This is a genomic window from Aeromonas molluscorum 848, from assembly GCF_000388115.1.
GTDB lineage: Bacteria > Pseudomonadota > Gammaproteobacteria > Enterobacterales > Aeromonadaceae > Aeromonas > Aeromonas molluscorum.
In genome coordinates this window covers 1-8,266 of the sequence record NZ_AQGQ01000169.1, presented here as the reverse complement: position 1 = coordinate 8,266, position 8,266 = coordinate 1, and the positions used below count along the sequence as shown (strand labels likewise).

Below are 8,266 nucleotides of genomic sequence, written 5' to 3'. Positions count from 1 at the left end.
ACCCATCAAGACAAAATAGCGTCCGGAGAACTGACCCGTGTGTTCGATGGCCGCTACGTCAGCCGGGCTCTCAACTACGCAGAGCAGGCCACTCTCAGCCCGTTTGGGGCTCTGGCAGATCTCGCAACGCTCCTGTTCGGTGAAGGTGCGGCACTGGCTGCAATGGCCAATCTCGGTCAGGGCGCGGGTCAACAACTGGGCCAATCGCAGGCCGCCACTGCGTTCGCGTTCGAGCAGGGTAAAAGCCATGCGCTGAGCGGACTTGGGGCCGACCCCGGGCAGAACCTGCAAGGCCTTCATCATGTCGTCCAGCAGGGGACTGAATTTCATCTCGCACTCCTCAAGGCGTTTCCTGGCGCAGGACTATACCCGAGGCGGGACGGGCGTCAGCCCATGAGTGAGACGGCGTGCGGCTGATGGGCAAGGTAGCGCTGGCAGAAGGCGCGAAAATCGGCGGCTGGCATGGGCTTGGCGTAGAAGAAACCCTGGATCTCATCGACGCCGAGACCGTACACCATCGCCAGCTCTGCCGCCGTCTCCACCCCCTCTGCCACCACGGGTACCGCCAGCTTGTGCGCCAGATCCGTGATGCTGCTGACAAACAACTGTTGGCGGGTGTGGCTGTCGATATTGCAAATGAAAGACTTGTCTATCTTGATTTTGTTGAAGTTGAGCTCTTTGAGATAAGCAAAAGAGGACCAGCCGGTGCCGAAATCATCCAAGGCAATGCGCACCCTCAACTGCTGCAAGGCGGTCAGAATACGTTGGCTGAGCTCGAGATCGTCAAGGGCGATGGTTTCGGTCAACTCCAGGATCAACTGATCGGCGCACAGGGAACTCGTCAGCAACATCCGCGCCACCCGGGAGGGCAGCCCTTCGTTGAACATGGAACTGGACAGGTTGATGGAGAGTTCCAGCTTCATCACCTTGCTCGGCGGCAAGGGGGCCAGATCCTGGCTGACCTGGTTGAAGATCCAGTCGCCGAGGCGTTCTCCCAGGCCATTGTCTTCGGCCAGGCTGATGATGTCCGGCGGGCTGATGAAGCCGTATTGAGGATGCTGCCAACGCAGCAGTGCCTCGGCGCCAAACCGGTGACGCCCTTCCCGTTTGATGATGGGTTGATAATAGAGGCTGAGCTGATCGCTCCCCTCTCCATCCAGATGATCACGCAACTCGGCGGCAAGCTGACGACTGCGCTCATAGCGGCTCAGCATGGCCTGATTGAACAGCTGGCTGCGAACCCCTTGCTGGCGGGCATTGTCCAGCGCAATGTCGGCGAACAGCATGATCTCCTCAACCTGATGACAGGCAATGAGGCTCTGGCTGATCCCCATGCTCACCTTGACCCTGTGGGCCGGATCAGCCTGAAACACCAGTTGTTGCAGATGAGCCAGCAGGCGATCCGGATACTCCTGCTCACGCTCGCCAAAATACGAGAGGGCGAACTCATCGCCGCCGATCCGCGCCACGAATGCCTCTCCTGCGACGAAATCCTCAATGGCCCGAGCCACCGTCACCAGCAGCGCATCCCCTGCCGCATAATCCAGGCTGTCGTTGACCTCCTTGAAGTGATTGAGCTCGAGCAAGCAGAGCGTCAGCGGGCGATCCTGATTGACAACGCGCCGCGCCGCCTGGTCCAGGTCCCGGATAAAGGCGGCGCGATTGGGCAAGCGGGTAAGGGGATCGTTCCAGGCCAGAAATTGATGGCGGCGGGTCTCCCGGAACAGCATGTAAAGCATCACCAGTCCCATCAGCAAGAGACCGCTGAGCAACCAGAAATTGCTCTGCTTGGATTGCAGCAATGACATACGCTGGCGAATAGCGCTCGGGCCGGTGAAGTTCTCAACCATGAGGTCACGAATGTCCGGCATCATGTCGGCAAGTCCCAATGCCAGCTTATCAAGACCCGCAGACCCCGGGTGGGGATCCAGCACATCCTGCTCGTGCTGCTTGATCAGCATGAAGATGCGTCCCACCTTGCGTTCGGCTTGAAAATGCTGCCGGATGGTGCTCGACTCATCCCCATTGAGGAAAATATCTAGCCGATTCCAGACTAGATCGTAACGTTTATTGAGCTCGCGCCCATCCAGATTGCCGCTCTGGTAGAGGCTTACACCCTCTTGGAAGCTTTGCATTTCAAACTCAAGCTGGGCCAACGACCAGGCGGAGAGCTGGGTGTAACGCACCAGCACGGAGAAGGCGCGATCATTGCTCCAGGCCGACCAGAGAGTGACCCCGAGAAAGGCCACCAGGATCAGGGCAAGGGAGGCAAACTTGCCGCGCACCATGTTATGACATCTCGGGGCGAGTCACTTGCCGCACCATCTGGTCATGGTGTGGCTGCTGGCCCGTGGTGGGACTAGGGGTGAGCCCCCTGAGCAAGCCATCACCATAAGGATGCTGGCCCCGACGACAGGGGGGGCTGATCGTCATGTTCACCCCGAGGCAGACTCGCCAAGGGCGCGGCCATATCATGCCCCACTGCGCGGCCCTCCCCGTCACGGCCAATGATTGTTGCCTTAAGCTGCCCGCGCTGTGCTGCCCGGTGAACTTGTCCCGCCAACCCTGTCCCGAGGGGAGTCCAGCTTGCGACGCTACTCAACATAAGGCTTCCTCCGAAGCTGAATACACGCTATCAACTTGATATTTCAACTTATAGTAGATCATATTCGAATGACAACCAGCCTCTTGCATGAGACAGCATGGCGACCAATAAAACAGCAGATGCCAGCCCCTTGCCCCGCCAGCGTTGCAGTGGGATCCCCATCTGTGCCAGCATTGGCGGCCCAAGGCCTCAAGGGCCATGTTTCACCGCGCAGCACCAGTAGAGATCCATGACACAGCCAACATTTTACTTTCACGATTACGAGACATTCGGGATAAGCCCGGCCCGCGATCGACCGGCGCAGTTTGCCGGGGTGCGCACCGATGCGGATTTCAATCTGATTGGCGATCCTCTGGTCATCTACTGCAAGCCGCCGGCCGATTACCTACCCAGCCCGGAAGCTTGCCTCATTACGGGGATCACGCCGCAAAAGGCGATGAAAGATGGCCTGTGCGAAGCGGACTTCATCGCCCAAATTCACGCCGAATTCGCCAAACCTGACACCTGCATTCTCGGCTACAACAGCATTCGTTTCGATGACGAAGTCACGCGCTACACCCTGTATCGCAACTTCTATGACCCTTATGCCTATGCCTGGCAAAACGGCAACTCTCGCTGGGATATTCTCGACATGCTGCGCGCCTGCTACGCGCTGCGGCCAGAAGGGATAGAGTGGGCCTTCGATGAGGAGGGCAAACCGAGTTTCCGCCTGGAAAAACTGACCGAAGCCAATGGCATCAGCCATGCCAATGCCCACGATGCCCTTTCGGACGTGCTGGCCACCATCGCCATGACCAAGAAGGTGAAAGAGGCGCAGCCCAAGCTGTTCGATTACCTGTTTGCCCTGCGCAACAAAAACAAGGTCAAGGCCTTGCTCGATCTGGTGACCATGAAACCCCTGGTGCACGTCTCCGGCATGTTCTCCCCCTGGCAGGGTTGCGTGAGCTGGGTGTCGCCACTGGCTTGGCACCCCCATAACCAGAACGCCGTCATCATGGTGGATCTGACCCGTGACCCGACGCCCCTGATTGAGCTCAGCAGCGCAGAGATCCGCGAGCGGCTTTACACCCGCAAGGACGAGCTGGGCGAGCTGGCCCCCATCCCGGTCAAATTGGTACACATCAACAAGTGCCCGGTACTGGCCCCGGCGGCCACTCTGACCCCGGAGCGTGCCGACACACTGGGGATTGATAGGGAGCAGTGCCGCAGGAGCCTTGATCTGCTGCGGGCGCATCCACAAGTGCGCGAGAAGCTGGTCGAGGTCTTCAATCAGGAGTTTGAGGGTAACAACGACAATGACCCCGATACCCAGCTCTATGCCGGCTTCTTCGGCCAGGGGGACAAAGCGAGCATGGATATGGTGCGCGCCACGTCCCCGGAGTTGCTCGGTGAACGGGAGTTTGCCTTCAGCGACAAGCGCCTGCCCGAGCTGCTGTTCCGCTATCGCGCCCGTAACTGGCCACAGACCCTTAGCGAACCTGAACTCAAACGCTGGCGCCAACATTGCAGCGACTACTTTGAATCCCAACTGCCGGACTATCTGCCCAGGTTAGAGGCGCTGGCGGAGCAGAATCAGGGTAACGAACGGAACTTTATCATCCTGAAGTCCCTCTACCATTACCTTGAAAATCTGTAACTTGTGACTAGTTTCACAGTTAAAGCCCTGTCGCAGAGGCCTGCTCACGCCATAATGGCAACAGGCCCTGATGACAGGGCAGCCATCCAGAGGGATATTCCATAACAAGATGCGCGCTAACCTGCTTACCGCCAGCCTGCTTGGCCTGACACTGCTGACCCCCACCGTCTTCGCGGCGCCTCGCTTCGAGTTGCCCGAATATCTGTTGCAGTTGCCACGCCAGAGCTATCAGTTGATGCAGCAGAGTTTCAGCGTCCTCTACCAGCAGACCAATTTCACCCCCTCCATTACCAACAGCTACTTCAACTATTCGGATCTCTACAAGTTTGTCGGGGTGCCCTTGGCCATCACCCCCCAGGCCGGATTTCAGCTGGAGGTGTTTGGCCAGCTCTATAACCTCGCCTCCCAAAGCTATGTTCATATGAGCCAGGACATGTCCCTCTATCGCATGCTGCGGGCCGATATGATAGGCAACCCGAACGATCAGATAGCCGTTGGCATGGGCCTGGGTGTCCCGCTCAGCCCCATGCTCACCGTCAAGGCCCTCGCCTCCACCAATCAGATCCCCGGTTATGGTCAAGCTAACTACGCCCTTGGCATCGAGTGGCGCTACTGAGTCGCATATCGCGCAACAATCAGGCTCCCACGGGAGCCTGATATCATTTTGGCGCAAGTTCAGGAGTAGCTGATCACTCTCCCTTGCCCGCCCTGCAGGGTGAGCCACTCACCCACCCCGGTCTCATGCCAGAAATCGATCCCCCCTGCTGGCACAGTGACTGTCTCTGGCTTATCGCACCAGTTGAACAGACAGAGCAGCCTGCCACCTGAAGGGAGGACAACCCAGCCGCGCTCAAACGCCATGGTGTCAAAGCGCGCGCTGGGGGCGCGCACCGCACTCAGCGCCAGCAGTTTGTGCAGGGCTGCCGCTTGTTCCTCATCGAGATCCTGCAACCTGTCGCCGGCCAACACCATGCCGCCGCTGGCTACCAGGGCAGCCAGGTGGAACTCATAATCGTGGGGCTCCGCCCGCTGGCTTGAGAGATCCCGCAGACAGACACAGTCAGGATCCAGCGCCCACAACCGATCGTTTTGCCAGGCACGGCAAAAGCTCTCTCTGGCTATCTGGCGAAAACGCGGGCCACTACGCTCCACGTCATCGCTTGCCCGCATGCCGTGCACCAGCCCCAGACTCGGCCATAGCGGCGCATTGCAACCAAGCAGAAAGGCCCCCTCCCCGGCGCCCGCCAGTATGGCCCCCATGCCACGACGATAGGCCTGAATGCGGGTCGCGGCCGGGTCAAAGAAACGGCCGCCGTGTATGGCTCCCCAGAAGTTGGCATCCAGCTTGAAGTAATGAATGCCCCACTGCTCGCGCAAGGTACGGAAGCTGCGCTCGAGGTGGGCCTGCACCTCGGGGTGAGTGCCATCGAGCACATACCAGGGAGTACAGCGCCAACCGCCATAGGTTACCCGCTCGGCGGGGAGCGGCAAGCCATCCTCCCCTTGCACGAACCAGTCAGGGTGATCCTGAAACACCCGGGAACCTGGTTCGGCAATAAACGGAGCGACCCAGAGCGCAGGTTCACAACCGCTGGTACGGATCTCTGCCGCCAAGCTGGCAACCCCTTGTTCGAACTTGGCCGAGGGTGTCAGCCAGTCCCCCATCCTGGCCTGATAGCCATCGTCGATCTGCACGTATGTCAGCGCAGGGAAGCGCGCCCCACGTTCCGTCAGGTTTTCGCGAATATCCTCAGCGCTCACTTCGCTGTAATAGTGATACCAGGAACACCACCCCGTTGGCCGCGCCTGCGTCGGTGAGATCAAGGTGCCATGCTCTGCGCTGATCCTGCCGGCCAGCGCTGCCAGCAGTGCCTCACGATCCGGCCCCGTCAGGCAGAGCAATCCTTCGCTCTGCCAATGCTGACCCGGTTGCAGTGCCCGCCCCTCGGCCCGCATCAAGATCTGCAGACGGCCATCGGGGTAGAGGCGAAATTCACCGCCAAATTGCCCGCAACTGGCAAATGCCAGCAGCAGCCACCCTTCGGGATGGGCAACCAGCAAGAGATTGTGAATGGTGTGAAAGCCGTCATCCTGGGTGATGCGATAGACATCGGCATCCGGGCAACGTCCCACCGGCTCGGGCGCCTGCCAGAGCCCCATTGTCTGGGCCAGCATCTGGAAACCCTCGCCATAGATGGCCGCATCCAACGAGATGCCAAGGGAGCCATCAAACAACACCCAGTCATCGACGGCCACGGGATCGGGTCCCAGATTGTCCAGCCGCACCCGGCACAGGGGCCCGTCCCACTGCCGGGTCTGCAGCAAGTTGTCGGGTTGGGCCAGATCCGCTGGCAGTGCCCGTAACCGGGCGAGGAGTGAAGACGACATGGATGTTTCCTTGGATAAGCACGCAGAGGAGCGCTGAGGGTGCTCGGCCAATGCCGTTCAGCCTGCGCAAAGTGAGGCCCACTCCTGCTTGTATCATAAGTGGGTCAGTTGGCCCTGTCCTGCGGCCCCTGCACTCTGTTAAACTGCGACCTCGCTCACAGCTATCCAATGAGGCTCACGTGCTCGCCCAACGCGCCTTGATCTACTTTCGCGACTTCATGGTCATCATCGCCTGCCTGTTGATAGGCAAAGCCCTGGCGGCAATGCTGCCCTTCGCCTTCCCCGGCAGCATACTGGGGCTGTTGACCCTGTTTGTGCTGCTCTCCCTGCAAATCGTCAAGCTAGGCTGGGTCGAGCAGGGCGCCGGCCTGCTGCTGCGTCATATGGGAGTCTTGTTCGTGCCCGTGGCCGTCGGCCTGGTCGCCTGGCTAGAGCCCCTGAGTCAATCCATCGAACTTATCTTGCTGTGCGTCGTGGTTGGCATAGTGCTGATCCTGGCTGTGGTGGGGCGCCTCTATCAGCGCATGAATCAGCAGATGAATCAAAAAATCAATCAGAGGGTGGATTCATGATCTGGCTGGCCCTGCCCCTGACCCTTGCGCTCTATTTCCTGACCCGGGCCCTCTATCGCCGTCTGCCCTGGCCCATCATCAACCCTGTATTGATCCCGACCCTGGTGATCATGGGGATCATCCTCGGATTCGGGCTCCCCTTCACCGACTATCAGCAAGGCACCCGTCCCATCACGGCCCTGCTCGAGCCTGCCGTGGTGGCCCTTGCCCTGCCACTCTATCAACAGGCCCGCCAGATCCAGGCCAGGCTCAAGCCCATCTTGATCTGCACCCTGGCCTCCGTATTGATCTCGGTGTGTACCACCTTGGCGATCGGTTACTGCATGGGCGCAGAACCGGCCCTGCTGGCGTCGCTGGCCACCAAATCGATCACCACCCCCCTGGCCATGAGCGTCAGCCAATCCTTGGGGGGCATACCAGCCATCGCCGCCGCCGTGGTAGTGGTGGTCGGCATCATTGGCGCCCTCATCGGCTATCCCTTGCTCAAGCTGTTTCGCGTCACGGATCCCGAGGCTCAGGGCCTCGCCATGGGTGCCTGTGCCCATGCCATCGGCACCGCCGCATCCGCCGAGCAGGGCATTAGCCAAGGTGCCTTCGCCTCCCTCGCCATGGTAATGTGCGGCATACTGACTGCCGCCGTGGCGCCGCTGCTGTTCGCCCTCTATCACTGGCTGGTTCCTTGACATCCGATGGCGGCTGCCAGGCCGCCATTGCTGCTGTTTCATAACCCCTATAAGCCTCCTCGGGTCATTGTCCAGGCCTGCCTGCCCTCCCCGTAACACGCTTTCGAGGCAAGCTGCCCCTTGCCGGTGACTCGCCACTGGAAAAGCAAACGTTTCCCATTCCCTGTCGGCCGGACAGCGCGAGCAAGCTGTGAGTTGGTTCACACAAATGACCTCGGCCACTCCCTACAATCGTCCTCCCAATTGGCCCATGAGGACAGATAGATGCATCCCCGCTTTGCCAAGATACTCGACCAGCTGCCGACGTCCCTGAGAGACGTCGTGACCCCCGATGTCCTTGGCGATGACTTGCCGCTAGCTTCAGCCAAGACCAGACTCCAGC

Annotated in this window: 7 protein-coding genes; 4 read left to right on the top strand and 3 right to left on the bottom strand. The window is 59.8% G+C overall.

The features are described from left to right. Positions 1 to 330, bottom strand: a 330-nt coding sequence (locus G113_RS17115; protein ID WP_005907755.1) for a toprim domain-containing protein, incomplete at its 3' end; no start/stop codon positions are given. A 56-nt stretch (positions 331 to 386) separates the two neighbouring features. Beyond that, complete coding sequence (locus G113_RS17110; protein ID WP_005907754.1) at positions 387 to 2,288, bottom strand: putative bifunctional diguanylate cyclase/phosphodiesterase; 1,902 nt, start codon at positions 2,286 to 2,288, stop codon at positions 387 to 389. A gap of 546 nt (positions 2,289 to 2,834) precedes the next feature. Here G113_RS17110 and sbcB point away from each other — a divergent pair. Then, a complete protein-coding gene (gene sbcB, locus G113_RS17105; RefSeq protein WP_005907753.1) occupies positions 2,835 to 4,241 on the top strand; it encodes an exodeoxyribonuclease I in 1,407 nt (468 codons plus the stop codon). A 109-nt stretch (positions 4,242 to 4,350) separates the two neighbouring features. Then, a complete protein-coding gene (locus G113_RS17100) occupies positions 4,351 to 4,857 on the top strand; it encodes a hypothetical protein (protein WP_005907752.1) in 507 nt (168 codons plus the stop codon). A gap of 59 nt (positions 4,858 to 4,916) precedes the next feature. Here the strand turns inward: G113_RS17100 and G113_RS17095 are convergent, their stop codons facing one another. Next, on the bottom strand, positions 4,917 to 6,629 hold the full coding sequence (locus G113_RS17095) for a glycoside hydrolase family 36 protein (RefSeq protein ID WP_005907751.1): 1,713 nt from the start codon (positions 6,627 to 6,629) through the stop codon (positions 4,917 to 4,919). Between the two features lie 179 nt (positions 6,630 to 6,808). Between G113_RS17095 and G113_RS17090 the strand changes: the two genes are divergently transcribed. Further along, a complete protein-coding gene (locus G113_RS17090) occupies positions 6,809 to 7,201 on the top strand; it encodes a CidA/LrgA family protein (protein WP_005907750.1) in 393 nt (130 codons plus the stop codon). Then, entirely contained in the window at positions 7,198 to 7,884 is a 687-nt protein-coding gene (locus G113_RS17085) for an LrgB family protein (protein ID WP_005907749.1), read from the top strand. Before G113_RS17090 ends, G113_RS17085 begins: the two co-directional genes overlap by 4 nt. Positions 7,885 to 8,266: the final 382 nt, after the last annotated feature.